The organism is Bacillus sp. CIS52, from assembly GCF_053545315.1.
This window is the reverse complement of sequence record NZ_JBIUFR010000001.1, coordinates 864,915-890,111: the sequence shown is the minus strand read 5'-3', so window position 1 is coordinate 890,111 and position 25,197 is coordinate 864,915. Positions and strand designations below refer to the sequence as shown.

The window sequence follows — 25,197 nt, the reverse complement described above, 5'->3', positions numbered from 1 at the left end:
CATGAACTGATCCGGTCAGCTCTGCGATTCTTCCTTAATGATGCTTTGCACAAGCAACGTATCATGCCGGGTCAGTTTGTAATACGTGTTTTTATACTTGTACGTCATATAATTGCCGCTTTCGAGCCACATGCTGAATGAATCAATACGGTCTTCATGGTATTTGACCGTTCCGTTGTAATCGGGAGACACGCTTTTGGTCAGTTTGACTTGTTTTCCTTGGTTCAAGATATCGAGCATATCTTTTACATTCTGCCTGTCTTTAATTTTGATTTCTTTTTTTCCGTGCTCAGACAGAATAATCAGATCTGCGTTGCTTGATGGAAACACATCGCCGGTCCGGCTGTATACATAGAAGAAAGCAATAACCAAAAGGGCGATTACTACAATAAATGCGATTATTTTTTTCATATTCATCACTCCGTCTTTTAGTCTTTCCCGCTTCCTGTTGTTCCATTCTTTTCTGTTGTGAAAAGATTAACATCCGTTTCGGAGGCTTGGTTCTATTTATTTGCATTTATGCTTACAATAGGAGTAAGTCATAAGGGTAAGGAGGGTGACTTCCATGCGCAAATGGATTGCGGCAGCGGGACTTGCCTATGTGCTGTACGGCCTTTTTTTCTATTGGTATTTCTTTATGACAGGAGACTCCGCGGTCCCGGAGGCCGTAAAGGGAACGAAAGCCGATCCGGCCTCGTTTATGGACCCGGGCCGCCTGGCAGCCGCTGAAAACTATTCAAATGTAAAGGATTTTCTGTTTTTTATCGGGGCGCCGTTAGATTGGTTTTTATTTTTTCTGCTGCTCATTACTGGGCTTGCCAAAAAAATAAAGCAATGGCTGGAAGCAGCGGTGCGCTTTCGGGTGCTGCAAATCGTAAGCTTCGTATTTGTCATTTCACTCATTGTTACGGCGGCTTCGCTTCCGCTTGAGTGGATCGGATATCGGGTTTCGCTTGCGTATCATATTTCGACCCAGACCGCAACAAGCTGGATCAGAGACCATGTCATTGATTTCTGGATCAGTTTTCCGCTGTTTGCCGCGTGTGTGCTTGTGTTTTACTGGCTGATCACAAAGCATACAAAAAAATGGTGGTTTTACGCTTGGTGTCTGACCGTGCCGTTTACCCTGTTTTTGTTTTTCCTGCAGCCGGTCGTCATTGATCCTTTATACAATGATTTTTATCCGTTGAAAGACAAGGAGCTGGAAAGCAAAATTTTGTCGCTTGCCGACAAGGCCGATATTCCCGCCAGCCATGTTTATGAAGTGAATATGTCGGAGAAAACGAACGCGCTGAATGCGTATGTGACGGGCATCGGTTCGAATAAGCGCATCGTTTTGTGGGATACGACTCTTAACAAACTGAAGGATCCGGAAATTTTGTTCATTATGGGGCATGAGATGGGGCACTATGTGATGAAGCACGTGTACATTGGACTTGCCGGGTATCTGCTGCTGTCATTGGCCGGGTTCTATATCATTGACAAGCTTTACAGGCGGCTGGCGAAATCCTTCAGCCGGATGCTTCATATAGAGGGGCCTAAAGATCTGGCCGCTCTCCCGCTGTTATTGCTGCTCATCTCCGTGCTCAGTTTTGCTTCTGATCCGATTACGAATGCCGTCTCCCGGTATCAGGAAAACGCCGCCGACCGTTACGGCATCGAGCTGACCGGAAACCGGGAAGCGGCGATTGAGACGTTTCAGGATTTGGCTGTTACGGGACTGAGCCGGGTCAATCCGCCGTTTCTCGTCAAGGTTTTCAAGGGGAGCCATCCGTCGATTATGGAGCGGATTGAACATGCGGAGGAAGAAAAATAATAAAAAACCGGCGGGGCCAAGGCCGACGCCGGTTTTTTATGTTTTACTGAGCTGCCGCCTGTACGTTGATCAGCCCTTTTCCGTAGTAGAAAGCATCACCAAGTTTTGTAGTGGTGTTTTCTAAACTGCTGCGGACTTGAGTGGTTGTCCAGTTCGGGTGCTTAGAAAGAATTAAAGCAGCCGCTCCGGCAACGTGCGGAGATGCCATTGACGTACCGTTGTATGCTCCGTATTTGTTTCCGGGAAGCGTGCTTTGGATCGATACGCCAGGTGCCATGACATCAAGCTCAGGCCCTACGCTTGAGAAAGATGCTCTTTGGTTGCTGCTGTCAACAGCGCCAACTGCAATGACAGAAGGGTATTTACCAGGATAGCCCACTGTGCTTGAGCCGCCGGAAGTGCCTTCGTTACCGGCTGCCGCAACCACTACGACGCCGGAAGCAACGGCTTTGTCAACTGCCGCTTTTAACGCTGAAGAACCAGAAGGTCCGCCGAGGCTCATATTAATAACGTCCATTTTGTTTGCGATCGCCCACTCAATTCCGTTAATGATCCAGCTGTACTGGCCGGAACCGTCAGCGCCGAGAACTTTTACCGCGTAAAGGGATGCGCTTGGCGCAACGCCTAATACACCGATTGAGTTATTAAGAGCCGCAACTGTGCCGGCAACGTGAGTACCGTGAGAGTTTCTGTCTTGGAAAGGATTTGTTTCAGAAGGAACCATGCTGGCTCCGCCTGCCACCTTTAAATCAGGATGAGAAGAATCAATACCGCTGTCGATAACCGCTACTTTAACATTTGATCCAGTGAAGCCTTGAGAGTGCAGAGCAGGGGCTTTGATTTGAGATACGCCGTAAGGCACGGATTGCGCGTACGCTTTTGCAACGTGATCTTCTTCAACGTAAGCGACGCTAGGGTCTTTTTTCAGCTCTTTTACAGCTTTTTCATTTAATGTAGCTGAAGCCGCGTCTACATATTTGAATTGCTTCTGTACTTTTCCGCCTTTTTCAGAAATGACATCTTTCTTCTTAGCGGCGCTCATCGTGCTCATTGTCTGTTTGAACCCGACAATATATTTCTTTTCCCCGTTTGATTTTCCTGCCGCCTGGGCAGAAGACGTGCTGCCGAACGCCATCGTAAAGATTAACGCTAAAGCAAACAGCAAACTGATCCATACCTTTTTGCCTCTCACTCTTTATCCTCTCCTTTTTTTCATTTGCAGAATAACCAATAGACAGACTATTCTGTGGATTAATTGTATAGTATGGAATAATATTTTAGTAGACCCAATTTTTTTCATCCCGTTTTATTTCTATTTAGGTATATCAACTCTCTTTCATTTAGTAGGAACCCGAAATATTTAAATTTTAATGGAAAAAACCGATGGAAGGACATGAGTAAATGTACACAAGCGCAATGACTCGCTTGTTTACTGGGTCGAATGTTTTGCTTCCATTTTTGGATGTTGAACCAAAAACAGGATAAATGTCACTTTTTGTTGAATGCAGAAGACTGATGGACGTGAAAACAGAATGAGAAAAAGCTCCGGCATAAATCAGTCTTTGACTTCCTTGGTGGAGAATAGCCATGAAACCATTTTATAAAAATAATGATTATGAATATCATTAATGCTTATTTTGTTCATGATATAATTGCGGAAAAACGAAAGAGGGGAGCAGATGAAACGATTCAGTATGCTGATGCCGATCTTGGCCGTCCTCGTCATATCGGCATGTTCAGGACCGGAACATGAGACTGCCATCAGACATGATCTGGGGACCTCACATGTGCCAGCGCATCCGCAGCGCGTCGCCGTGCTGAACCCGGGCTTTAATGATACCCTCCATGATCTCGGTATAAAGCCTGTGGCTGCGGCCGATAACCGATCAGCGCGAAACGCCGGCACCCGGTCACATCCCGACCTGAAAAAGATCGCTTCGCTGAAACCCGATCTCATCATTGCAGACTCAAGCCTGCACAGAGGGATATACCATAAGCTAACGGAGATCGCTCCGACAATCGCTTTAAAAAATGAAGATGCGGATTATCAGGATGCGGTTGACGCCGCCCTTACCATTGAAAAGGCGGTCGGTAAAGAGGGCATCATAGAGAAACAGTTGTCAGCTCAGGAAGAAAAGCTGAATGACATCAAAAGAAAACTGGATGCAGAAGGCACCTCGATTTTAATAATGAACGCTGTAAACGGCAGCTTTTCTGTTAAGGACGATCAGTTTTTTACGTCCCGGCTTTTAACGCTCGCAGGGTTTACCTATGCGGTCCAGACAGCTTCCGGCGGAAAATCTGATCCTATCAAAATGACGCCCGGGAAGCTTTTGCATATCGATCCTGATTACATCATGCTGTTGGGCGGAGAGAAAGAGTTCGAAAAGAATCCGATCTGGAAACAGCTTAAAGCCGTGAAAAACGGACACGTTTACTGCGCGGACAGGGCGGTTTGGACGGAACGCCGGAGTATTGACGGTGCGGACGCCATATTACATGATCTGCAGAAAAAAATGCCCGCTAAAAAGGCCCGGCACTGAATGCGGGCCTTTTTGCTATGATTCTGAAAGGTGGCTGCTTACATTGTAATCCTTGACGCGCCACTTATTTTCAATTCGTTCGATATTGCTCAGACAAGCATTGACAAGCTTTGCGTTTTGTATGTCGGTGTCACCGTCAGAAATGGCGGACAAGAGGGCGTGAATGGCTGCGCCGTGAGCGACGATCAGTACTTTTTGATCAGGGAAGCGCTCCTGAACTTTCACTAAACCGGCCAGCATTCTGTCTGTCAGCTCCTCTGCAGTCTCCATGTTCGGATAGTTTTTATCCGGATAGCGCTTCGACCGTTCCGGTAAAGACATTCCTTCCGCATCCCCATAGCTCCGTTCTCTGAAATCTTCCATGACGACGATAGGAAGATTCAGAAATCCATTAATGATGTCGGCTGTTTTTCTGGCCCGTTTCATCGGGCTTGACACGATGACATCCCATTTGAAACCTTTTAAGTATTCTCCTGTTTCTTTCGCCTGACGCTCTCCCGTCGCATTTAACGGAATATCTGATTTGCCTTGAAGCTTCTTTTGGGCGTTCCAATCAGTCTCTCCATGTCTTACTAAACAAACGGCAGTCATAAAGTCTCCACTCCGATCATTTTTTATCGATATCATCTATTATACTGCCGTTACGTTAACACTTCAAAGAGAAGCGCCAGTCCGACTCCGCCTCCGCTGCCGATCGCTGCTGCTGCAAAGCGGGCATCCGGCCGCCTTTTTGCTTCATAAAAAAGCCGGGTGACAAGCGCCGCTCCGGAAGCCCCGTACGGATGTCCGACGGCCAGAGCGCCGCCCCGGACATTTATTTTAGAATACGGCACTTGAAGCTGCTGTGAAAAGACGCATATTTTGACGGCAAACGCCTCGTTTATTTCGTATATATCAATGTCATCAGGTGACAGGTCCCGCTCCTTCAGCAGTTTTTTGACGGCATACACCGGAGCAGCTGACGGATAATGCGGATGGACGCCGCTTACCGCGCTTCCGATAAAACGCAATCTCGGCTTTAAACCGAGAGACCGCGCTTTTTGTTCTTCCATCACACAGACTGCCGCCGCCCCGTCAGAAATTCCGCAGCTGTTGGCGGCGGTGACAGAGCCTCCGGGCTGAAAGACGGGTTTGGCGCGGGCGATGAGAGGCTCCATGTTCCGCTTTTTTTGCATGTTTTCGTCAGCGGCGAATCCGCGAATGGGGAGGATCTCCCGGCGGTACAGGCCGTCTTCGTGCGCTTTGACGCTCCGTTCATAGCTGAGAAGGGCATATTCGTCCTGCATCTTTCTCGTTACCCCGTAAGCCTGTGCCGTATACTCGGCTGCTATGCCCATATCAGGATCGCCGATATGTTCTGGAGAAAAACGCGCGCGCGATGAGAAAGGGGAGCGGCTGCTGCTCTCCGCTCCTCCCGCGATATACGTACTCCCTGCGCCGGCTTTTACAAAATGACACGCGATTCTCACGGCATCAAGCCCGGAGCCGCACTGTCTGTCGATGGTCGTCCCGGACACGCTCAAAGGAAGTCCGGCCGCCAAGGCTGACAGCCGGGCGAGGTTTCCGCCGCGGCCCGTCGCATTTCCGATCAGGACTTCATCAATGTCTTCGGGTGTGTTCCGGCTCAAATGGCGGATCAGCGGAGCGGCTAAATCCTCAGGAAGACAGTCCTTTAACAGGCCGTTTTCCCGGGCGAAAATCGTCCGTTTCGCATCCGTAATTACCGCTTCCATTCCATCATGTCCTTTGCCTGTTTTCGTATGGCGGCACGGGCGATCTTTCCGCCGGCTGTTTCCGGTATTTCTGAAAACAGCCATTTTTTCGGGATTTTATATGCTGCCAGCTGTTCGCGGCACCGTTTCTTCAGTTCCTTTACATCCGCATGTCCGTCGATCACCGCAACGGCGATGCTGCCCCAATAGGCATCAGGCACACCGGTTACGGCCGCTTTTCTGACGCCCGGACAGCCGTTGAGCACACGTTCAATCTCTTCAGGAAACACGTTCAGGCCGCCGGATACGATCATCCCGTTTTCACGTCCTTCGATATATAGATAGCCGTCACGGTCGACATACCCCATGTCGTCAACCGTCATCCATCCGGAATCATCAGGCTTTGCGCCGCCGATGTATCCCGAAAATTTCATCGGGCTGTTCACAAAAATCTTCCCCGTTTCGCCCGGCATGCAGCGTTCTCCTCCGGGACGGCGGATTTCGATTTTAACATGATCAAACGGCCGGCCCGCCGCATTTGGCTTTTCTGCGCCGTCTTCAGGCGATAAGAAAGCCACGAAACTCAGCTCGGACGTTCCGTAAAAATCATATAACCGCAAATGAGGATAGCGGTCTGACAGCGCTTGTTTAGACGAAGCCGGCCAGTCTGCGCCGGAAGAAATCACCTTGAGCGGTTTATCCGGAAACGCTTCTGCCGAGAGCAGGGCGTCGGTCATTGTCGGTACGGTATACAGAACATCAGCTTGTCTCAGCCAGTCTTTCATTCCGGCCGGATTGAATTTTCTTTGAAGGATGACGGTTCCGCCGATAAACAAAGTGCTGACGGCGCCGTACAAAAAGTGTGAGGAGCGCAGCGTGCCCGGTACCAGCACTTTGTCATCAGGGGAAATGCCGAATTCACGTTTCGTACAAGAAAAGCTCTCCAGCCACGAACGGTGGGAGCGGGTGAAGGCTTTCGGCTTTCCGGTCGAACCCGAGGTGAACCCGGTATAAAAGGGCAGGCCGGCGTTTTTGATAAAGGCGCCTTCTGTTTTCTCCGCCTCGATACAAGATCTGCATTCATCCCACAGAATGACGGGTATTTTGACACCGTTCAATCTGCCGCTCAGCCGGCGGTCACAGATAACGAGATCGGTTTTGCTGATGTGCAGCTGATCCGCGAATTCCGCTGCTGTCGAGCGGGGATCTAACGGAACCGCCGTGCAGCCGGCATGCGCCGCGCCTGCGAATAGTTGTAAAAAAGGGATTTCATTCGGCAGTAATATTGCAATGTTTTTCGGCTTACCTGAAAGGCTGCCAAGCCAGTTTGCGGTCTGGTTTACTAGCCTGTTCCAAGTTTGATAGTTGATTTGATCTGTTTCTGTCTGAATGGCGATTTGTTCCGGCGCTTGTCCGGCTGTTTCTGAATATGATGATGTAATCATGATGAGTAAAATCAGCTTCCTTTCGTCGGCAAAAGCCGGCTTGCTTGAAGAGTTTTTCTGATTCTTACGGCTGCGAAAGAGGCTGCGGCCGCTTTAAGCAGATCTCCCGGCACATAAATGAGGCTGAGCTTTACGGCAGTCATGATATCAATGTGCATCATAAAAGCCTGAACGGGAATGCCGATGACATACAAAAACAGCACGCCGAACAAAAACTGTCTGATAAACAAATGGGGTGCGCTGGCTGTGCGAAGGTTTCGGATGCTGAGGCTAAGCAGGAATGCCGCAAGCGGATATGCGATGAGATACCCGGCGCTCGGCCCGAAAAAAACCCCGAACCCGCCTCTTCCGCCCGAAAGGAGAGGCGCTCCGCATGCCACAATCAGCAAAAACAGCAATTGGCTTAAAAACGCGGCTTTCGGTTTTAAGATGCTTCCTGATAAAAGCACACCGATCGTCTGGAGTGTAATCGGAACCGGCGTAAAGGATAAGAAAAGCGGGGGGAGCAGCCCTAAAAGTCCCATAATGGCGGTAAACACGGCAATATGCATCATTTCTGTCAATTTCATTATGTATTCCTCCAGCTTATCAAAATATGTTTATACAATAAATCGAGTCTTTATATATGTCAACATCATTATATTTTTAGTTTACATTAAAAAGACCGGCCCTTTATAAAAAAGGCCGGCCGGTTTGTCTTTATTCTTCTGTGAGGATAACAAGTGAATCAACGGATGATGCAACGTGGGAAACGGCGCGGCTGACTTCTTGAAGGCCGCCGAGAAAAGCCTGTAAATCAACGTCGATTTTGCCTGTCTGATCTTTGCTCGTTTTCATGCTTTGGACGATGTCATCAAACAGACGGTTGATCTGCGTCATTTTTTCTTTCGTTTCACCTACAAGTCCGTTTACATCTTTAATATGTTTGGACACGATGTTGATTTGTGTATTGGTATTGTTCACAAGCTCTGATACGGTGGAAACGGTTTTTTTCGTATCCTCTGAAAGCTTTCTTACTTCCGTTGCGACAACGGCGAAGCCTTTGCCGTGCTCCCCGGCTCTCGCAGATTCTATTGAAGCGTTTAATGACAGGAGATTCGTTTGCTCGGCGATCCCCGTCACGATGCCGAAGATTTTTTCGATTTGCTGGGCAATGTCATTCAGCTTATCCATTTCTTCTTCAATATGCAGAAGGCTGGCGTCGATTTTATTCAATTGCTTCTGCTGGCTTTCAAGTTCTTTTTTTCCGCCGATTGACTTTTCTTCTACATGTACGGAAGTGACGGTGCCGGCTTTTGACGCCTCGGAAATGTCCTCTGATTTATCGACCAGCTCCTGCACGGCTCTGCTCGTTTCTGAAAACAGATCAGCGAGTGATCCGGATGTTTCCTGAATTTTTTGATGAAGACGGGCTTTCTTTTCCTCTTGCTCGTCCCGCTGGCAGTTATATTCGGTCTGGAACGCTTCAAGGACGAGCTGCTGTTCGAGATTCAGTATTTTCGTCGTCGCTTTGATCGCTTTTAAAAGCTCATGCAAATCCGGGATGGAAGCTTCATATATGTTCATCATCGACAGAAGCAGATCCTGAAACGCCCCCATATACCATTTCGGTTCAAGGCCGATCCGCAAATGAATGGAAGCGATGCGCTGTCTTTTCTCAATGAACTCATCATCTATCGTGCCGGCGAACATTTCGTGGATGTGACGGCGTAATGTTTTTTTCAGGCGCTCGACCGTGCTGTGGTCGTTAATGATCGTCATTAATGATTTTTCGTGATCCAGGTTTCGATAAAAGGAATCGACGATGGTGGAAATATGTTCTTTGATTAACGGCTGCAGCTCTTCAAGCACATGAAGCTCTTCGTTTCCAAGCCTGACCATTTTCAGCTGCTTTTTGACATCTGCATATTGATTTGAAAGCTCGATGCGTTTTTTGCCATCGGCTTCTGAAAAATAAGCTGTTTCTTTTTTGCTGTCTTTTTTAAATAACAATATTAGTTCCCCCAGATATTCTCTTTTTCTTTTTATCGGTTTGGAAGGAACTTGAATGAAGGAATCTGGTAAAAATATTTTAATGCAAAAAAATAAAACCATTCATACAGAATGGTTCAGTTAATCTTGCGTGATGCGCTTCAGCGGCTTGATGGCGGGACCTTCGGCAACCCCGCCGTCAGGTGTGAACCGGGAGCCATGACAAGGGCAGTCCCACGTCCGTTCGCCGTCATTCCATTCAACCTCACAGCCTAAATGGGTGCATGTCGTGTCGACAAGATGCAGGCAGCCTTTTTCATCTTTATAGGCGCCGGCCCGTTTGCCGTTTACCGTTACGATTTTTCCCTCTCCGGGCTGAAGGGACTCAGGTGAAGCGTCCGGCCTTTCAAGTTTGCCCGAGATAAGGTGTTTGGCTACGTTGGCATTATAGGAAATCAATTTTTTCAGCCCCGGATCTGCGTGGAAACGTGACGGGATAAACAGGCCGGAGAACGGGTTCTTTTTGTTTTGGATATGATCGGCCAAAAGCTTCGCCGCAAGGGCTGAGCTTGTCATGCCCCATTTTTTAAAACCGGTCGCCGCCAAAATATATTCTTCATCGCCTGAGATCGGACCGATGAACGGGATTTTGTCAATGGTGACAAGGTCTTGTGCAGACCAATGATATGGGATGCTTTCGACTCCGATTGTGTCTTCTGCAAATTGTTTCAGCGCTTCGTAATGCTCGGACATTTCTTTTCCTTGGCCTGTTTTGTGGCTTTCGCCGCCGACGAGCACCAGTTTTTCACCGTTCAGCTCTGTATAGCGCAGTGATCTGGACGGCTTGTCTATGCTGAGAAACATACCGTCAGGATACGCTTGCTTCGGTTTTACCGCGAGTACGTAGGATCTGCTGGCATACATTCTGGCGGCATAAAGCCCTCCGCCGTCATAAAAAGGAAAGTGGGAGGAGCAGACAATGTAGCGGCACTTGATGCCGTGTCTGTTTTTCGTGACCACCTCAGGCTGCGGTTCTTTTTTAATGTCAATTGCCGCCGTCTGTTCAAAAATCCGCGCCCCATTTTTGACCATCTCTTTCACAAGCGCCGCGCCATATAAAAGCGGATGAAATTGCGCCTGATTCTTCATGGCAAGGCCGAGCCTGCAATTAACGGGGACGGGAAGTTCTTTCACAAGCTCATGTTCAATGCCGAGCTTGGTGTAGGCTTCCTGCTCGCTGCGGATTTTTTTGACGCCGGATTCCGTATTCGTGTAAATATACGCGTCTTGTTCAATCAGCCTGCAGTCAATCGAAAGGTCCTTGATGATCTGCTTCATATCTTCCATAGCGCGAAGATGGGCTTCGAAATACAGCCTTGCGCTGGTCAGTCCGATCTGCTGAATAAGATCGGCATAGATGAAATCATGCTGGGCGGTGATTTTTGCGGTCGTGCCCGCGGTCGTCCCGTTTAAAATCCGGTCTGCTTCAATGACAGCGACACGGAAGCCTCTTTTCGTCAGTTCGTATGCCGTTGTCAGGCCCGTAATTCCTCCGCCGATAACCGCAACGTCGCATTCCGTATCTTCAGTCAGGGCGGGAAAGGAAGGAATGTCAGCTGTTGCTTTCCAATAGGAAGCAGATTCCTCGTTTGAAAAAGCAGTCATTTCAAATTACCTCCTCTATTGTATATTCTTAATTTTTCCAATAAGTCTATATTCATACATGAAAGTCGTATAAGATGCTTAAATTACTCATAATATAGTAATTAATGTAAAGGAGTGATCAAAATGGCGAATCAGAAGAAGAAAACCTTGCCGCCGCAGCATCAAAACCGGCAGCCGGGCTTTGAATATGTAATGGACCCTCGCCCTGTGTTTGACAAACCGAAAGCGGCGAAAAAACTTGAAGGAAAAACTGCGATTATCACGGGCGGAGACAGCGGAATCGGACGCGCCGTATCCGTTTTGTTCGCGAAGGAAGGCGCAAATGTGGTCATCGTTTACTTTGATGAGCATCAGGATGCCGAAGAGACGAAGCAATATGTAGAAAAAGAGGGGGCAAAGTGTCTGCTGATCGCAGGTGATGTCGGCGACGAAGCCTTTTGCAACGATGTCATCCGTCAGGCGGGCCAAGCCTTTCCTTCCATTGACATCTTAGTCAACAATGCGGGTGAGCAGCACGTGCAGCCGGGGATTGAGAAAATCACGAGCCATCAGCTCATCAGAACGTTTCAGACGAATATTTTTTCAATGTTTTACTTAACGAAAGCCGCGCTTCCTCATTTGAAAAAAGGAAGTTCAATCATTAATACGGCCTCCATTACCGCCTACAAAGGCCACAAAACATTGATTGACTATTCAGCGACAAAAGGGGCGATCGTCACGTTTACAAGATCTCTTTCCCAGTCTCTTGTCACTCAGGGCATCAGGGTGAACGCAGTGGCGCCGGGGCCGATCTGGACGCCGCTCATTCCGGCGAGCTTCTCGGCGAAGGAAGTGGAAGTCTTCGGCTCAGACGTGCCAATGCAGCGCCCGGGAGAGCCTGTTGAGGTGGCACCGAGCTATTTGTACTTAGCAAGCGATGATTCTTCCTATGTCACGGGACAGACAATTCATGTGAACGGCGGCACCATCGTAAACGGATAATATAAAAAAGCCAATCCATTTGGATTGGCTTATTCACTCAGTTTGAGTGCAGCATATTCTTTAGAAAGCGTAAGGAACGCTTCTTTATTTTTATCATCAAGCGCTTTATCAATCTGTTTTGTCAGCGTGTGGAGCCGGCGTTTATATAAGGATTCGTCGAGCACCATTTGAATGTAAATATCGGCCATTGTCACATCGAATTCATTTGCTTTTTGCGTGTTGCGGGACTTCATGAGCTCAGTGTACGATTTTTTCTCTTTCATAAAGAATCCCCCCAATGCCTTTTTTATAGTATATGGATAACAGCCGGAAAAATCAATTAATTTTTATAATCTTTAGACAACTAATACTTGGAAATATATCGACATATCCTGCAAACTGACGAAAAATTGAAAAATAACATTGTATAAATGTTGTGAAAACGAAATTAAAAAATAATATTTAAGTAGTAAATTAAGACTAAATTATATCTTTAAAAGGTGATTTTTAGCTATATTCAAAAAAAACCTGTCGTTTTCCAATGACAGATGATAGATTATTAGTATAAATTTTCAAGAAAAGGATTGGAGGCTGCACATTATGTGCCAGAAAACACACGCACCCTTAGAAAGCTACGAAGTAAATCGTTCAACCATCGCTGTTTTGCCTGAGGAAATAGACGGTAAAATGGGGTCGAAGATCATTGAAAAAGATTGCATTCTATATGTCAGCATGAAGCCGATTCACATCATTGACAGAAGCTGCCGCTACTTTGGCTCCAGCTATGCCGGGAGAAAAGCGGGAACGTATGAAGCGATTAAAATTTCTCACAAGCCGCCGATTATGGTGGACCCTTCAAATCACATCTTTTTATTCCCTACACTTTCTTCTTCAAGGCCTCAATGCGGCTGGATATCTCATGTGCATGTTAAAGATTTTCAACCGACCGCATTCGGTGATACAGCGGTCACATTCTCAAACGGCAAAACGATGGAACTGGAAGTATCTTATCATTCTTTTGAGAATCAAGTTTACAGAACCGCCTATCTCAGAACCACTTTTCAGGACAGGATGGGCAGCCATATCCCGAAGCGGCAGGAATTCATGCTGTACCCGAAAGAAGAGCGGACTAAAATGATTTACGACTTTATTTTGCGGGAGCTGGGGGAGAGATATTAGAGAAAGCTGTGATGTGAAGGGACGGGCCCTTTCCTTTTTGGAGAGGGCTTTTTTGATTTACATGCCCGGGCAGAGTTGTATCGTCTCCGTCTGTTGGCTATGATGGTGGAAAGAGTTATGACATTATATTTTAGGAGAGATGGGCATGGATGTATTTGCAAAATATGTATCAGGAATCGACAATCCGGATCACCGGCTCAAACTAGAGGAAATCCTGTCTTGGACGGCTGACCGATTCCCGAATTTACAACCGCAGATCAAGTGGAATACGCCGATGTTTACTGATCACGGCACCTTTATTATCGGCTTTGCAGCAGCGAAGCATCATCTAAGTGTTTCCCCCGAAGAAGCGGGGATTGCGCACTTTGCCGATGACATCGCCCGCGCCGGCTACAGCGCCACTTCCCGTTTGTTCAGAATTCAATGGACTGAACCGGTGCATTATGATCTGCTTGAAAGCATGATTCAATTTAATATTCAGGAGAAGGCAGACTGTTCAGCGTTTTGGCGGAAATGAACGAAAAAATATTAAAGCACAAACCTGATCAGGAGCTTTTTTATGAAAAGTAATCCTAAGGGGTTTGCGTTTCCGGCGGAGGATCATCATGCGTTCATCGCCTGAATACCCGGGTTCGGCGAAAACGGCTTTTCCTTCAGGCGAAATCTTCGCGGTAAGTGCGGGATTGACATAACGAAACGCACGATGGCAGGAATCGTGCGTTCGGAATTCTTTATTTGACGACAGACATGCTGACGCTGCTGCCTGACACCGTCACTTTGGCAAAGTCCTGTGTATCCACCACAGGTGTGACTGCTTTATTGTCGATCGTGATGTTTGTAAAAGCTGTTGAGAAGTTTGATTTGATGTAAGGGCGCTGATCCTCTGATGTGACCGCAACAGTGGCGAGCGCTTTCCATTTTGAGACTGAACCTACATTTGTTTGGGCGAGTTCTGAAATGATGCGGCCGGTGTACCCGTCATTATTCGTGCCCCAATATGTGGCGCGGGTATTGCCGTTCAGATTTTTGTAAATGGTCAGCTGTACGGTGCTGCCGGGCCGGAAGCCTTTCGTATAGGTGAATTGGCTTTCTCCTTCCAGATACCGGACCTGGCTTTGCCCTTTTGAGCCGACTTTCATGATCGGTTTCCATACATGATACGTTTCACTGTACTGAAGCCCGATATCGGCCTCCGTGCCTCCGGTAAATCCTGAGTAAATATAGGCTGTCCCATTTGACACCTGAATCGAGCTCGGAAGCTGAATTTTCGTGACGAGAACAGAGCCCGTACTGTTCAGGTAGGCCCTTCCGCCGATTCCTTTGCTGAGCTGGGACGCCGCTTCCGCCGTATTGGGGCTGATGACCCCGGGAATATCCGCAGTACATACGCCGAATAGAACGGCTGAAGTGAGCACACCCGCAAGAAGCCCTTTTTTCACCATCATTTCTCCTCCTATCATCATAGTCAGATAGCGCTATCAATTCATATTATAAAAGATTTTGGAAGAAATTCCATAAAAGAGATCCAAACAAATGTAAATTGAAACTTTTTTCCTGTTTATCTTGTAAATGGAGATTATTTGAACTATGCTATGTTCAGCAATACCGCATCACTCAGGAGAGGGGATAGATAGAGTATGAAAAAGACGGCAGCTGTGCTTTTGTCTTTCGGTCTGGTGTTCGGATGTTCATACGGGGCGGGGCAGACGGCAGAAGCGAAAACAAAGGTGAAAACGTATCAAAACTGCAAGGCGCTGAATAAGGTGTATAAGGGCGGCGTGGCCCGGACGTCAAAAGTGAAAAACAAAGGCGGCAGAACAAAGTACAAGCCGTATGTCTCAAAAGCGCTTTACGATGCAAATAAAAGACTTGATCGTGATAAAGACTATATCGCATGTGAGAAATAAAAAAACAAGCCTCTTTAAAGAGGCTTGTTTTTTTACATTGATTCGATGGTGACGGCGGTTCCGTATCCGATTAATTCGGACGTGTTCTGTCCGGCGGTCAGTTCGAACCGCAGGCCGACGATGGCGTTCGCTCCGAGCTGCTCCGCTTCTCTGATCAGCCGTTCTTTCACCGCTTTTTTGGAGTCTTCCAGCATTTCGGTATAGCTTTTTAATTCGCCGCCGACGACAGATTTTAAGCCTGCAAGCAAGTCTTTTCCGATGTGACGGGACTGGACGATACTGCTTGTCACCAGGCCTTTTACTTCCGTAATCTGTTTTCCGGCGACGGTTTCAGTTGTTGTCATGATCATGGGCTTTCCCCCTTCATGTGTCTTACCGCTATTTTACCATTAAGCCGCCTTTTCGGCTGCGCTGATTTGTTTTTTTCTGACTGCGGCACTGACTGCAAACATGACGGCGGTGTTTAAAATCAGCGCGATGATGCCTGTATTCATGTCTTTCACGATTTGCGGAAGAAACGGAAAGAGGGTTCCGATGGTTGATTCGGTCAGCGTGATGAAGGCGACCGTCCCGACCCCGGCCGCTATGCCGGCAAAAGCGCCGTGGCTTGTGATAAAACGCCGCTTCGGCAGGCTGAATAAAAGCGCGGGGAAAAGCTGGGTGACAAGGCTGTAGCCCATTAAAAGCAAGGTGACGATGGTATTTCCGCCTTTCAGCGTAAAATATACGGAAATCAGCGCGATAACGGGTACGGCATATTTAGCGAGCCGCGAAACTTTTTTGTCAGTCGTGCCGGGCCGGATTGCTTTGTACACATTTTTGGCGAACAGCGTGCTTGAGGCCATGAGTATCATTGAACCGGGGACAAGCGCCGTCAGAATGCCAGCCGATCCGATCAGTCCGACAAACCAAGGATCAAAGGTTTTCACTGACAGCTTTAATAAGGCGAGATCCGTGTCCGCCCCTTTTAAACCGGGCACCTGCAGAATCGCCGCAAATCCGGTAAAGATGACAAACAGCAGGACAAGCTGATAAAGAGGCATGATGATCGCGTTTTTCCGAAACACCCGCGGATGCTCCGCCGAATAGGAAGCGGCAAAGGTATGGGGCCACATATAAAAGCCGAGAGCGGTCAGCAGGACGGTTGAGCTGAACCATGAAGGGCTCTGTCCGGTTTCAGAAAGTGTAAGAAATCCGGGTTTTGCGGCGTCGATTTGTTTGAACATCTCCGCAAAACCGCCGTAGTAATGAATGGGAAGATAAATGCCTAAATACAGGACGATGCCTAAAATCATGATATCTTTGACGACTGATATCCACGCTGAACCGTGGATTCCTGAAATCATCACATAAATCGTGATGGAGACAGCGCCGATCCAGACTGCGGCTGATGGCGGAATCTGGCCGTACGACGTTGCTGAAACAATTAATCCGAGCCCTTTCAGCTGCAGGACGAGATAGGGGATGAGAGATGCGATGCCGACGAGCGATACGAGAATGCCGAGGAGCGGGCTGTTGTATTTTGAAGTAAAAAAATCAGATTGCGACATCAGTTTGTGCTGTTTGGCGTATGTCCACACGGCAGGCAGAAGCCAATATGACAAAATGTAGGCAAGACAGCCGTAAGCGATAATGTAAAAGGCGGGACCCCCTTTTCCGTAAGCCCATCCGCTTCCGCCGAGGAATGTGAAGGTCGTGTAAATTTCTCCCGCCATTAATAAGAAGACAAACATCGTGCCGAAGCCGCGTCCGCCCACCGTCCATTGTTCAAGGTCCATCTTTTTTCCTTTTCGGGCGCGGATTCCGAGATATACACAAAACAGGAGCACGGCGGCCATTACGGGAAATGCGGCGTTCATTCCGTCTCACCCGCCTTGTTTTCTTTGTCCAATTTGTAAACCGCAGCCATCAGAACAGAAGTCAGCACCGCCCAGATGACGACATATGCGAGAATGAAAGGCATTCCGAAAACATAAGGCGTCACCCGGTTGGCGAATGGAATGCCGGCGAGAATTCCGAAAAAGGGCAGGGCAGCGAGAACATGAATCAGTTTCATAACATTCCTCCTTTTCATTGAAAACAGCGTGTCCCGAATTATAAAGAAAATCATGTCGAATGTATAGTGTGAATAGTCTGAATTTTATTGATTGAAAGGAAAAGCAGTCCCGGCTGCTTTTTAAATGGCTGCAAGAGACAGGTAATATTCCAATAAGGCGGTTACCTGTTCCCGTATTCTCGGGTTGAAATAACGGTGTTTTTCTTCATAGCCGTTAATGGTGCATATATAAAGTGTAAATGCTTCGTCTCTTTGGGCTTCGTATATTTTGATTTTACGCTTTCTTAACTCTTTTCGAACATCACTCAAATCCTTTTGTGCTAATTTTAAAGAGCAGCTGATAAGCTGTTTATAGGGTTGTTTTAATTTGAACGGGCACGAATCAAGCGCTTCGAGATCCCGATTCAGAATGGCGGCTGCCATGGGCAGAAACAGCCCTTTTTCGATGAGGTCGCGGGTGCCGCTCCGGATGTCAGGCATAAATACTCCTTCTTTCTTAAAAGAGAACATTTGTTCTTATTTTATACTCGCTTACACGATATTTCAAGTCGGAAAATCTCGTAAACATTTTCGTTTTTTGGAGATAATGTGTAGAATAAGGATAGACAAACTCGTTAAGGAGTATAAACGTTGGAGCAATTTTTATCATATTTCACTGAGGAACAGCTGACGGAATGGTTCCAAAGCTATAGAGCTTTCGGCCCGGCGGCTGCAGTTTTACTGCCTTTTATTGAAGCGTTTCTTCCGTTTTTGCCGCTTGTTGTATTTGTGGTGGCGAATACGAATGCATTTGGACTATGGGAAGGTTTTTTTCTGTCGTGGCTCGGATCTGCGGCAGGATCACTGCTTATGTTTTATGCCGTCCGCCGTTTCGGACAGAAAAGAGCTTTCGGTTTCATCCGCAGGCATCAGACCATAAGGCGGATGATGCTTTGGGTTGAGCGGCACGGTTTCGGTCCGCTGTTTATTTTACTTTGCTTCCCCTTTACGCCGTCCGCTGCGGTTCATATCGTTGCCGGCCTGTCACGGGTGGGGGCGCTGCAGTTTGTATCAGCCGCCGCTATGGGGAAAATGGTCATGATCTTTATGATCAGCTTTATCGGGTATGACCTTCACGCGCTTTTTACACAGCCTTTCAGGATGGCGGGCGCCTTAACGGTGATCGCGGTGCTGTGGTATGCAGGAAAGCATATCGAACGGCGTTTACAGACGAGGATCAGTCAGCATGAGAAAGACGGAGGGAGACAGGAATCTTGAAAAAACGATTTTGGTTTATAGCCGGCGTGCTTATCGTTGTTTTGGCCATACAATTAAAAAATGCCATTTTTATTGATTATAAAGTCGAAGGAATCAGCATGAATCCGACCTTTAAACAAGGAAATGAGCTGATAGTCAACAAGTTTTCCCATCGTTACAAAACGATCCGCCGTTTCGATATTGTTCTGTTTAAAGGCCCGCACCGCAAAGTGCTGATCAAACGTGTCATCGGGCTCCCGGGCGAGTCGATCGCTTACAGGGAAGACCAGCTGTATGTGAATGGAAAACGGGTTTCAGAACCGTTTTTAAAACCGTTAAAGTCATCATTGTCCGCAGGCAGCCATGTGACCGGTGATTATACATTGAAGGAAACGACCGGGCGCAAAAGCATACCGAAGGGACAATATTTCGTTATTGGCGACAATCGCATATACAGCCTCGACAGCCGCCATTTCGGACCGATTAAGGATAAAGACATCGTCGGGGTCATCAGTGAATCAGACGCCAAGTGAACGGCGTCTTTTTTTCGGAAATGATTGTCAAAAGGCAGAGGGAAGATTATAATGGAGATTGTTACGCGTGAAACAAAAATCAAGCGTTTTATTTTTGATGATTTTGTTGCGTGCGTAACAATAAATATGAAAGAAGGCTGATGAGATGGAAACACAGGCTGCCATTATCGGGGGAGGTCCGGTCGGGCTCATGCTCGCATCAGAGCTTGCGCTTGCCGGAGTGAAAACGACTGTCATTGAACGATTGAAGAAGACGGTGCCCTATTCCAAGGCGCTTATTATGCATCCGCGCACACTGGAGCTTTTTGCAATGAGAGGCATATTGGAACGCTTTTTGGATAAAGGGACGAAGGTGTCATCCGGCCATTTTTCGATGCTGGATACACGGCTGGATTTTTCCCGGCTGGATTCTAAGCAGAATTATTCGTTAATGCTGCCTCAGGCTGATACGGAGCGGCTCTTGGAAGAATATGCATCAAGTTTAGGCGCGGATATTATCCGCGGAGCGGAAGCGGTGTCTGTTACGCAGACGGATGACGGAGTGGAGACGGTGTTCCGGGATGAAAGCGGTATCCGCACCCTGCGCAGCTTATATGCCGCGGGTACGGACGGAGCGGGGAGCATTGTCCGTAAACAGGCGGGCATCGCTTTTTCGGGCACTGATGCCGACTTAATAGGAACCCTCTGTGATGCCGTTTTGAAAACTCCGCCTGAATCTGCCTTTTTTTCAACGTGCGGTCTGGCGGGATCGGTTGTCATTGTCCCTCTTACGGACGGGCTTTTCCGCGTCCTGATCGTTTCTCCGCACGCTCCGCAAAAGCGGAAAGAAGAGCCGGTCACAGAAAAAGAGCTGAAAGAAGACCTGCGGCAGATATGCGGCACTGATTTCGGATTGAGTGATCCGGTGTGGACGTCAAGGTTCGGCAATGCCGAGCGTCAGGCTGAACAATACCGCTCAGGCCGGGTTTTTGTGGCCGGTGATGCGGCGCACATTCATTTTCCCGCAGGCGGCCAAGGGCTGAACACGGGGCTTCAGGATGCCTTCAACCTCGGCTGGAAGCTGGGGGCGCAAATGAAGGGGAAAGCGGCGCCTCATCTTCTGGACAGCTATCATCAGGAAAGGCACAGCGCGGGAAAAGAAGTGTTGCACAATATAAAAACCCAGATCAAGCTCATGGATTTTACCGAGTCGGGGATGGCATTAAGAGAAACGATGACCGCTTTGCTCGATTTTCAGGAGGCCAACCGTTTATTGGCGGGAAAAGTATCCGCGCTTGATCTGCATTATGAACCGGACCCGGAGCTTGCGCCGCATTTCCTGAACGGAAAACGGCTGCCCGATATAGAGCTGATTCTTCATGACGGCCGGCCGGCCCGGCTGTATGATTTTCTTCACAAGGGCGGCTTTGTGCTGCTGGCATTAAGAGGAAGCATTCCCGCCGGTATTGATACGGACAGCGTGGCGACTGTCAGGGCGGCGCTTTTTGAAACACGTATCGGCTGGGATGACGTCCATTCTGTTTTGATCCGGCCAGACGGCCACGCGGCTTGGGCGGCCGGCGGCTCGGGACGTGAAGCGGAAGAAACCGTACTGGCCGGTTTGGAGAGATGGGGACTTATCTGATACGCTTTTTTGCGCCTGTATGATTGTTTCTTCCGTAACAAAACGTTATAGTAAAGGAAACAATCCATATGGAAGGGTGACTCAGCAGTTGGACAGAAGACAGCCAGACCATGCAAAACACATGATTCTTGAGGGGCTGACAGACATTTTCCACGAGCAGGAGAGGTGTCAGGAGGACATCAGGGCGTCATTAGCCGGACGGATGGACGAACTCCGAGAAGAAAACGGCAAAAAACTTCAGCTGACCTTGACGGAAATACACATTTTATCTTGTATCGGAGATCATGAACCGATCAATGTCACATCAATAGCAGAAAAAATGAAGACGACAAAACCGACCGTGTCGAGAAGCTGCGCGAAGTTTTTGGAAGCCGGATTTCTGCGCAGAACCCGGCTGAGCGACAATAAAAAAGAAGTCTATTTCCGGCTGACTCCTGCCGGAAAAGAGCTGCATTCCCTTCATCACGAATACCACGAAATGATAAAAAAGCGGTTCTTGGCATTTTTGGACCGCTATACAGATGAAGAACTGTTATTTGCTGAACGGCTGTTCCGTGATCTTTCAGCAAACTGGCGCTCTGTAAATGGCATCGGACAGCTGTTGAAATAAAAAAACACGCATCCTTATGCGTGTTTTTTTATCCGGCTCATGTTCCTCTTTCTGCCCGGCCTCTATCGCCGTGCGCCTTTTTCAGCTGAGAAAGGTGGTGCAGCAGGCGATAGAAGGGCGGAAGCATGGCGATGACGAGAACGATCCTGATGACCTGAACCGCGACGACGAAAGTCGAGTCCTCATGCAGGGTGATCGAAGTCGCCGCCATCTCAGCGATTCCGCCGGGAGAGAAGGCGAGAACGGATGTAATCATGGAGATGCCCGTTAATTTAGAAACGGCAACCGCACTCAGGATCATTGCGGCGATTAATCCGACGGAGGAAATAAATCCGATCGTAAGCACTCTGGACACGCCGGTGAACATGCTTTTGTACATTTTTGAACCGATTGTGGCGCCGAGAAAAATTTGTGACAGCTGGTTCGCTTCCGGCGGCCACCAGGCCAGCATGTCTTTTCCCGCTAAGGCGGACACGCCGATTTCCGCGGCAGCAACGCCGATCATGCTGCCGAGCAGCCAAGGGGCAGGAAATTTCAGCCGTTTTGCGGCCTTACTTGCAAGCCAGGCAGCCAAAATAAATCCGGCCGTTAACAAGACGGGAATAAGGCCCGGATGTGAAGCTCCTGCTGAAACGGCTCCGGCTGATGTCTGAGCCGTACCGTTTTGTTTGGTAAATAAGAAAATGACGAGAAACGGTATTGTCATGACAACCAGAAGGACGCGTGTCAGCTGAATGAGACTTACAATCGCGGTGTTTGCGCCGACTTCCTGAGCGATACCGGGCATGGCGGATAAACCGCCCGGCGCTGTGCCTACAAAGCTTGTCATCATGTCCGTCCGGCTGAACCGAAAGAGCACATATCCGGAAACAAGCGCCATCGCGATAGAGAAAATCAGCATGAAGCCTACCGGAAGCCAATGATCCCGTAAAACTGAAAGAACGGACAGGTTCAGTTTTTGGCCGAGCTCGATGCCGAGAATCATTTGTCCCGCCGCAAGCCATCTGCGGTTAATCCCTCTTCTGTCAGCCGCCATGAACAGCCAGCGGGGCCTCGTCATGGAGAGGATGCAGCCGGCGGCAAGCGTTCCGAGCATCCAGGCGATCGACATTCCTGTAAGCGAAAGAAGAAACCCCCCTGCCGCACTGATGAGAATAAACCAGATATCCGTAAGGAGATGTTTGTCTTTCTTCAATGAAAACCCTTCTTCCTGAAACATTCATATTAAATTGTTAAGCTCGTTAACCTTACTATTACTATAGTATAGATTTTGAGATAAATAAATGATGAATTATTTCTCATAATCCATTCATTTTTCTTATCATAAACAAAAAAAGCTCCGGAGAAGGGGGAGTGCACCCTACTCCGAAACCTCGCCGGCCTTTCCTTTCCACACAAGGGTCAGTCCCAGACCGAGACATAAGACCACGCCTGCGAACAGAAACGGGAAGTGAATATTCATATCAAATAAAATACCGCCCAGAGCCGGGCCGAAAATGGTTCCTAAACTCGTGTATGTTGAATTCATTCCGGCGACAAATCCCTGCTGATTTCCTGCGATTTTCGATAGGAAAGTAGTCAGTGCCGGGCGCAGTAAATCAAACGCAAGGAATATGATACAGGTGACAGCAAGCACGGGCAAAAATCCTGACATCACCGTAGAAACGAAAGCCAGCACAGCCCCGATGACCAGACAAAGCTGAATGACTTTTTTCTCCCCGAGGAAGTTGACAAGCTTGCCGAATGCGAGCACTTGGATGATGACCGCAACAATGGAGCTGAACGTAATAATAACGGCGATATCCTTCGGCGTAAAGCCGAATTTATGGTTTGTAAATAAACTGAACACCGTTTCGTAGGCGGACAGCCCGAATGCCAGCACAAAGACGATAATAAAGGCGATCAGATAGCTTGGGTGAATCGACTTTTTCAAATCTTTTAAGAAGGTTGACTCTTTGACGCTTTCCATCTGCTGGGCGCGTTCCTCTTTAGTTAATGGTTCTTTCAGCATAAAGACAGAGGAAATCACTGCGATAAATGCAATTCCCGCCGCAAAGAAAAACGGCATACGGACACCGTGATCGGCAATAAATCCTCCTATGCCGGGCCCGATGATAAACCCTGTGCTGATGGCGGCAGATACATAGCCCATCGCCTTAGATCTTTCCTGCACTGTCGTAATATCTGCGACATACGCTGTAACAGCGGGCATGATAAAAGCGGCGCTGACGCCCCCCAGCACCCTTGCAAAGTACAAAACGCAGACATGTGTACCCAACCCGAAGGTCAGCTCGGATAATGCGAACAGAAACAGCCCGGCGAGAATCATGATTTTTCTGCCGAAGCGGTCAACCCATCTTCCCGCAATGGGGGATGCGATTAATTGCGCGACGGCAAAGGCAGCGACAAGGTATCCCATTGTGCTGCCTGTCAAGTGCATCACATTCATAAACAGCGGCATAACTGGAATAATTAACCCAATCCCTAAAAACGCAATAAATATGTTGCTTAATAAGATGATGAGTACAGCTTTTTGTTCTCTAATCGGTTTTTGCATGTTGTTTCTCCTTTGTCAGCTGTCCTGATTCTGTTGATCGGCATTGATGACTCCGTGAATAAACACAGAGATGGCTTCTTTTTGTAATTCTCTTCTTTGCTGAATGGAATCGTTTTTATATAACACATCCAAACCGTAAAAGACAGACAGCAGGATTTTCACTTTTGATTCGACATGATGAATGGACCAGCTGCCGTCTTGATTTCCCTCTGTTAAGATATCTCTCATCACATCGTCATATTCAATATCAATTTTATTGAGACGTTTTACGACCTCCTCTGACGTAAACGCGCTCGCATAAAACTCTTCGCTTGCTCTCATCAGCGGGTAATTGATGCTCATCCGGCTGAGCAGCTCTGCAAAGCCCGTCAGCTTTTCGGCAGCGTCTTTCAAGTCAGCTTCCATTTCCCTCCACGTCTCAATCATCATGCGGTGATCCTCTTCCATGATATGAAGAAACAGAAACTCTTTTCCTTTAAAATGATGATAAAGATTGCCTTTGCTGATCTCGGCCGCCTCTAAGATATCCCGAATAGAGGTTTCTGAATAACCTTTTTTTGCAAATAAGTCACGCGAAGCGGATACGAGCTTTTTCTTCGTCTTTTCGCTCTTTCCGGCGCCGCCTTTTGTACTTGTCACATCACACAAATCCTTTCCGCCAAGTGAGGTTCGGTTCCTTAAAAACCGACCGGTTGGTTTATTTTATTATAAAGTGTTTTTGCTGATTATACAATGAAGAAGTTGTCCGTTTTTAGAGAGGATCACGCAGCTCGAAAAATAAACCCCATTCTCTTCTATTGAAAGAATGGGGTTTGTCTGCGGCCTGAATGCTCCCGGCGGGGGAGCGTTATTTCCCGGTATTTGCCTGGGTGTAGCTCGTGTTCGGTGCGTTTGATACCGTTCCCCCTGTATGGTGGGAAGGAGAGTGGGTCATATCGTATAAAAACCAGACGGCATGACGCTGCTCGTCAAATGCTGTTCGGGCAAATAACCGCTTCGCTTCCGGGTGTACTGCTCTATCGGATGCCTGCAAATAAAAATCATTCGTTTTCTGCTCATCATAAAACGCCGCCCTCAGTCCTTCTCTGTATGTGTGCGGACAATGTTCCGTCTGTTTCGGCGTCAACTGGTTTCCGGTAATTGAAGTATACAGTGAAGAGAAGGCGTGCAGGTGGCGCATTTCTTCCTCTCTGATATGTTCGATTCGTCTTCTGATTTCTGCGGTCGGCGCTTTTTCGGCTAATATCGAGTAGCAGATCACAGCGCTGTATTCGCCGTTAATGGATTTTATCAGATCTTTTATAAGAACAGAGTCGTCGCCGCAGACGGCTGTATAATGAAAAAAATTCTCGTGCATTGGACTCACCCCCGGATATTTATAGG

General features: G+C 47.9%; 28 protein-coding genes and 1 pseudogene. 10 read left to right on the top strand and 19 right to left on the bottom strand.

Annotation, left to right across the window (positions count from 1 at the left end):
- Window positions 1-15 precede the first annotated feature (15 nt).
- Window positions 16-411: a hypothetical protein gene (locus ACH32G_RS04060; RefSeq protein WP_047476712.1), complete on the bottom strand. Its 396-nt coding sequence runs from the start codon at window positions 409-411 to the stop codon at window positions 16-18.
- 154 nt (window positions 412-565) lie between these two features.
- Here ACH32G_RS04060 and ACH32G_RS04055 point away from each other — a divergent pair, with 154 nt between their 5' ends.
- Window positions 566-1,816: a M48 family metallopeptidase gene (locus ACH32G_RS04055; protein WP_326351019.1), complete on the top strand. Its 1,251-nt coding sequence runs from the start codon at window positions 566-568 to the stop codon at window positions 1,814-1,816.
- Window positions 1,817-1,859: 43 nt separating this feature from the next.
- On the opposite strand, the gene ACH32G_RS04050 is transcribed toward ACH32G_RS04055, so the two are convergent.
- On the bottom strand, window positions 1,860-3,008 hold the full coding sequence (locus tag ACH32G_RS04050; protein ID WP_016938318.1) for a S8 family peptidase: 1,149 nt from the start codon (window positions 3,006-3,008) through the stop codon (window positions 1,860-1,862).
- A 487-nt stretch (window positions 3,009-3,495) separates the two neighbouring features.
- Here ACH32G_RS04050 and ACH32G_RS04045 point away from each other — a divergent pair, with 487 nt between their 5' ends.
- Entirely contained in the window at window positions 3,496-4,359 is an 864-nt protein-coding gene (locus ACH32G_RS04045) for an ABC transporter substrate-binding protein (RefSeq protein WP_448814015.1), read from the top strand.
- A gap of 15 nt (window positions 4,360-4,374) precedes the next feature.
- On the opposite strand, the gene ACH32G_RS04040 is transcribed toward ACH32G_RS04045, so the two are convergent.
- The 7 genes and pseudogenes from ACH32G_RS04040 to ACH32G_RS04010 form a co-directional block, all read right to left on the bottom strand.
- Window positions 4,375-4,950: a histidine phosphatase family protein gene (locus tag ACH32G_RS04040; RefSeq protein ID WP_198698643.1), complete on the bottom strand. Its 576-nt coding sequence runs from the start codon at window positions 4,948-4,950 to the stop codon at window positions 4,375-4,377.
- 50 nt (window positions 4,951-5,000) lie between these two features.
- A complete protein-coding gene (locus tag ACH32G_RS04035) occupies window positions 5,001-6,092 on the bottom strand; it encodes an acetyl-CoA C-acyltransferase (protein ID WP_064778233.1) in 1,092 nt (363 codons plus the stop codon).
- Window positions 6,080-7,516, bottom strand: a complete 1,437-nt coding sequence (locus tag ACH32G_RS04030) for an acyl-CoA synthetase (RefSeq protein ID WP_448814014.1) — start codon at window positions 7,514-7,516, stop codon at window positions 6,080-6,082. Before ACH32G_RS04030 ends, ACH32G_RS04035 begins: the two co-directional genes overlap by 13 nt.
- Before the next feature lie 11 nt (window positions 7,517-7,527).
- Window positions 7,528-8,085 (bottom strand): biotin transporter BioY, encoded by a 558-nt coding sequence (locus ACH32G_RS04025; protein WP_045925283.1) that lies wholly within the window; start codon window positions 8,083-8,085, stop codon window positions 7,528-7,530.
- A gap of 130 nt (window positions 8,086-8,215) precedes the next feature.
- Window positions 8,216-9,013 (bottom strand): methyl-accepting chemotaxis protein, encoded by a 798-nt coding sequence (locus ACH32G_RS04020; RefSeq protein WP_411810535.1) that lies wholly within the window; start codon window positions 9,011-9,013, stop codon window positions 8,216-8,218.
- 9 nt (window positions 9,014-9,022) lie between these two features.
- Window positions 9,023-9,397: pseudogene (locus ACH32G_RS04015) on the bottom strand (protoglobin domain-containing protein); the annotation flags it as partial.
- 231 nt (window positions 9,398-9,628) lie between these two features.
- The gene (locus tag ACH32G_RS04010) at window positions 9,629-11,152 is read right to left on the bottom strand and encodes an FAD-dependent oxidoreductase (RefSeq protein ID WP_099745117.1); all 1,524 of its coding nucleotides are present in this window, start codon (window positions 11,150-11,152) and stop codon (window positions 9,629-9,631) included.
- 123 nt (window positions 11,153-11,275) lie between these two features.
- Here ACH32G_RS04010 and ACH32G_RS04005 point away from each other — a divergent pair, with 123 nt between their 5' ends.
- Window positions 11,276-12,133, top strand: coding sequence for an SDR family oxidoreductase (locus ACH32G_RS04005; protein ID WP_007610477.1), 858 nt, complete (start codon window positions 11,276-11,278; stop codon window positions 12,131-12,133).
- A 29-nt stretch (window positions 12,134-12,162) separates the two neighbouring features.
- On the opposite strand, the gene ACH32G_RS04000 is transcribed toward ACH32G_RS04005, so the two are convergent.
- Window positions 12,163-12,396, bottom strand: a complete 234-nt coding sequence (locus ACH32G_RS04000; RefSeq protein ID WP_016938310.1) for an IDEAL domain-containing protein — start codon at window positions 12,394-12,396, stop codon at window positions 12,163-12,165.
- Between the two features lie 316 nt (window positions 12,397-12,712).
- Here ACH32G_RS04000 and ACH32G_RS03995 point away from each other — a divergent pair, with 316 nt between their 5' ends.
- Together ACH32G_RS03995 and ACH32G_RS03990 are read left to right on the top strand one after the other, a co-directional pair.
- Window positions 12,713-13,291, top strand: coding sequence for a competence protein ComK (locus ACH32G_RS03995; protein ID WP_188153879.1), 579 nt, complete (start codon window positions 12,713-12,715; stop codon window positions 13,289-13,291).
- Window positions 13,292-13,436: 145 nt separating this feature from the next.
- Window positions 13,437-13,808 carry an iron chaperone gene (locus ACH32G_RS03990; protein ID WP_047476728.1) on the top strand — a complete coding sequence of 124 codons (372 nt, stop codon included), beginning with the start codon at window positions 13,437-13,439 and terminating at the stop codon, window positions 13,806-13,808.
- Between the two features lie 214 nt (window positions 13,809-14,022).
- Here the strand turns inward: ACH32G_RS03990 and ACH32G_RS03985 are convergent, their stop codons facing one another.
- Entirely contained in the window at window positions 14,023-14,733 is a 711-nt protein-coding gene (locus tag ACH32G_RS03985; protein ID WP_016938306.1) for a YrpD family protein, read from the bottom strand.
- A 195-nt stretch (window positions 14,734-14,928) separates the two neighbouring features.
- Here ACH32G_RS03985 and ACH32G_RS03980 point away from each other — a divergent pair, with 195 nt between their 5' ends.
- Complete coding sequence (locus ACH32G_RS03980) at window positions 14,929-15,198, top strand: excalibur calcium-binding domain-containing protein (protein WP_016938305.1); 270 nt, start codon at window positions 14,929-14,931, stop codon at window positions 15,196-15,198.
- Window positions 15,199-15,230: 32 nt separating this feature from the next.
- On the opposite strand, the gene ACH32G_RS03975 is transcribed toward ACH32G_RS03980, so the two are convergent.
- The 4 genes from ACH32G_RS03975 to ACH32G_RS03960 all read right to left on the bottom strand — a co-directional run bounded on the left by ACH32G_RS03975 (window position 15,231) and on the right by ACH32G_RS03960 (window position 17,734).
- Window positions 15,231-15,548 carry a YbjQ family protein gene (locus tag ACH32G_RS03975; RefSeq protein WP_016938304.1) on the bottom strand — a complete coding sequence of 106 codons (318 nt, stop codon included), beginning with the start codon at window positions 15,546-15,548 and terminating at the stop codon, window positions 15,231-15,233.
- Between the two features lie 39 nt (window positions 15,549-15,587).
- Window positions 15,588-17,057 carry a sodium:solute symporter family protein gene (locus ACH32G_RS03970; protein ID WP_049628227.1) on the bottom strand — a complete coding sequence of 490 codons (1,470 nt, stop codon included), beginning with the start codon at window positions 17,055-17,057 and terminating at the stop codon, window positions 15,588-15,590.
- On the bottom strand, window positions 17,054-17,254 hold the full coding sequence (locus tag ACH32G_RS03965; protein WP_003155162.1) for a DUF3311 domain-containing protein: 201 nt from the start codon (window positions 17,252-17,254) through the stop codon (window positions 17,054-17,056). The genes ACH32G_RS03970 and ACH32G_RS03965 overlap by 4 nt, the downstream gene beginning before the upstream one ends.
- Before the next feature lie 120 nt (window positions 17,255-17,374).
- On the bottom strand, window positions 17,375-17,734 hold the full coding sequence (locus ACH32G_RS03960; RefSeq protein ID WP_016938302.1) for a hypothetical protein: 360 nt from the start codon (window positions 17,732-17,734) through the stop codon (window positions 17,375-17,377).
- A gap of 150 nt (window positions 17,735-17,884) precedes the next feature.
- Here ACH32G_RS03960 and ACH32G_RS03955 point away from each other — a divergent pair, with 150 nt between their 5' ends.
- The 4 genes from ACH32G_RS03955 to ACH32G_RS03940 all read left to right on the top strand — a co-directional run bounded on the left by ACH32G_RS03955 (window position 17,885) and on the right by ACH32G_RS03940 (window position 21,257).
- On the top strand, window positions 17,885-18,511 hold the full coding sequence (locus tag ACH32G_RS03955; protein WP_016938301.1) for a TVP38/TMEM64 family protein: 627 nt from the start codon (window positions 17,885-17,887) through the stop codon (window positions 18,509-18,511).
- On the top strand, window positions 18,508-19,023 hold the full coding sequence (gene lepB, locus ACH32G_RS03950; RefSeq protein WP_016938300.1) for a signal peptidase I: 516 nt from the start codon (window positions 18,508-18,510) through the stop codon (window positions 19,021-19,023). The genes ACH32G_RS03955 and lepB overlap by 4 nt, the downstream gene beginning before the upstream one ends.
- Before the next feature lie 145 nt (window positions 19,024-19,168).
- Window positions 19,169-20,647 carry a monooxygenase gene (locus ACH32G_RS03945; RefSeq protein ID WP_016938298.1) on the top strand — a complete coding sequence of 493 codons (1,479 nt, stop codon included), beginning with the start codon at window positions 19,169-19,171 and terminating at the stop codon, window positions 20,645-20,647.
- 88 nt (window positions 20,648-20,735) lie between these two features.
- Window positions 20,736-21,257 (top strand): MarR family transcriptional regulator, encoded by a 522-nt coding sequence (locus tag ACH32G_RS03940; protein ID WP_448814013.1) that lies wholly within the window; start codon window positions 20,736-20,738, stop codon window positions 21,255-21,257.
- 37 nt (window positions 21,258-21,294) lie between these two features.
- Here ACH32G_RS03940 and ACH32G_RS03935 read toward each other — a convergent pair whose 3' ends face one another.
- The 4 genes from ACH32G_RS03935 to ACH32G_RS03920 all read right to left on the bottom strand — a co-directional run bounded on the left by ACH32G_RS03935 (window position 21,295) and on the right by ACH32G_RS03920 (window position 25,171).
- Window positions 21,295-22,452, bottom strand: a complete 1,158-nt coding sequence (locus tag ACH32G_RS03935) for an AbrB family transcriptional regulator (protein ID WP_016938296.1) — start codon at window positions 22,450-22,452, stop codon at window positions 21,295-21,297.
- A gap of 165 nt (window positions 22,453-22,617) precedes the next feature.
- Complete coding sequence (locus ACH32G_RS03930; protein WP_016938295.1) at window positions 22,618-23,814, bottom strand: MFS transporter; 1,197 nt, start codon at window positions 23,812-23,814, stop codon at window positions 22,618-22,620.
- 15 nt (window positions 23,815-23,829) lie between these two features.
- Window positions 23,830-24,453, bottom strand: coding sequence for a TetR/AcrR family transcriptional regulator (locus ACH32G_RS03925; protein ID WP_029575330.1), 624 nt, complete (start codon window positions 24,451-24,453; stop codon window positions 23,830-23,832).
- Window positions 24,454-24,661: 208 nt separating this feature from the next.
- The gene (locus tag ACH32G_RS03920) at window positions 24,662-25,171 is read right to left on the bottom strand and encodes a ferritin-like domain-containing protein (protein ID WP_016938293.1); all 510 of its coding nucleotides are present in this window, start codon (window positions 25,169-25,171) and stop codon (window positions 24,662-24,664) included.
- Window positions 25,172-25,197: the final 26 nt, after the last annotated feature.

Excerpts from the sequence above, each read along its gene's own strand:
- ACH32G_RS03960 (WP_016938302.1), bottom strand. The coding sequence starts at position 17,734 with ATGCCTGACATCCGGAGCGGCACCCGCGACCTCATCGAAAAAGGGCTG.
- ACH32G_RS04030 (WP_448814014.1), bottom strand. The coding sequence starts at position 7,516 with ATGATTACATCATCATATTCAGAAACAGCCGGACAAGCGCCGGAACAA.
- ACH32G_RS04045 (WP_448814015.1), top strand. The coding sequence starts at position 3,496 with ATGAAACGATTCAGTATGCTGATGCCGATCTTGGCCGTCCTCGTCATA.
- ACH32G_RS03920 (WP_016938293.1), bottom strand. The coding sequence starts at position 25,171 with ATGCACGAGAATTTTTTTCATTATACAGCCGTCTGCGGCGACGACTCT.
- ACH32G_RS04035 (WP_064778233.1), bottom strand. The coding sequence starts at position 6,092 with ATGGAAGCGGTAATTACGGATGCGAAACGGACGATTTTCGCCCGGGAA.
- ACH32G_RS03985 (WP_016938306.1), bottom strand. The coding sequence starts at position 14,733 with ATGGTGAAAAAAGGGCTTCTTGCGGGTGTGCTCACTTCAGCCGTTCTA.
- ACH32G_RS04060 (WP_047476712.1), bottom strand. The coding sequence starts at position 411 with ATGAAAAAAATAATCGCATTTATTGTAGTAATCGCCCTTTTGGTTATT.
- ACH32G_RS04025 (WP_045925283.1), bottom strand. The coding sequence starts at position 8,085 with ATGAAATTGACAGAAATGATGCATATTGCCGTGTTTACCGCCATTATG.
- ACH32G_RS04010 (WP_099745117.1), bottom strand. The coding sequence starts at position 11,152 with ATGACTGCTTTTTCAAACGAGGAATCTGCTTCCTATTGGAAAGCAACA.
- ACH32G_RS04000 (WP_016938310.1), bottom strand. The coding sequence starts at position 12,396 with ATGAAAGAGAAAAAATCGTACACTGAGCTCATGAAGTCCCGCAACACG.
- ACH32G_RS03945 (WP_016938298.1), top strand. The coding sequence starts at position 19,169 with ATGGAAACACAGGCTGCCATTATCGGGGGAGGTCCGGTCGGGCTCATG.
- ACH32G_RS03970 (WP_049628227.1), bottom strand. The coding sequence starts at position 17,057 with ATGAACGCCGCATTTCCCGTAATGGCCGCCGTGCTCCTGTTTTGTGTA.
- ACH32G_RS03995 (WP_188153879.1), top strand. The coding sequence starts at position 12,713 with ATGTGCCAGAAAACACACGCACCCTTAGAAAGCTACGAAGTAAATCGT.
- ACH32G_RS04005 (WP_007610477.1), top strand. The coding sequence starts at position 11,276 with ATGGCGAATCAGAAGAAGAAAACCTTGCCGCCGCAGCATCAAAACCGG.
- ACH32G_RS03990 (WP_047476728.1), top strand. The coding sequence starts at position 13,437 with ATGGATGTATTTGCAAAATATGTATCAGGAATCGACAATCCGGATCAC.
- ACH32G_RS03980 (WP_016938305.1), top strand. The coding sequence starts at position 14,929 with ATGAAAAAGACGGCAGCTGTGCTTTTGTCTTTCGGTCTGGTGTTCGGA.
- ACH32G_RS04040 (WP_198698643.1), bottom strand. The coding sequence starts at position 4,950 with ATGACTGCCGTTTGTTTAGTAAGACATGGAGAGACTGATTGGAACGCC.
- ACH32G_RS03965 (WP_003155162.1), bottom strand. The coding sequence starts at position 17,254 with ATGAAACTGATTCATGTTCTCGCTGCCCTGCCCTTTTTCGGAATTCTC.
- ACH32G_RS03975 (WP_016938304.1), bottom strand. The coding sequence starts at position 15,548 with ATGATCATGACAACAACTGAAACCGTCGCCGGAAAACAGATTACGGAA.
- ACH32G_RS04055 (WP_326351019.1), top strand. The coding sequence starts at position 566 with ATGCGCAAATGGATTGCGGCAGCGGGACTTGCCTATGTGCTGTACGGC.
- ACH32G_RS03930 (WP_016938295.1), bottom strand. The coding sequence starts at position 23,814 with ATGCAAAAACCGATTAGAGAACAAAAAGCTGTACTCATCATCTTATTA.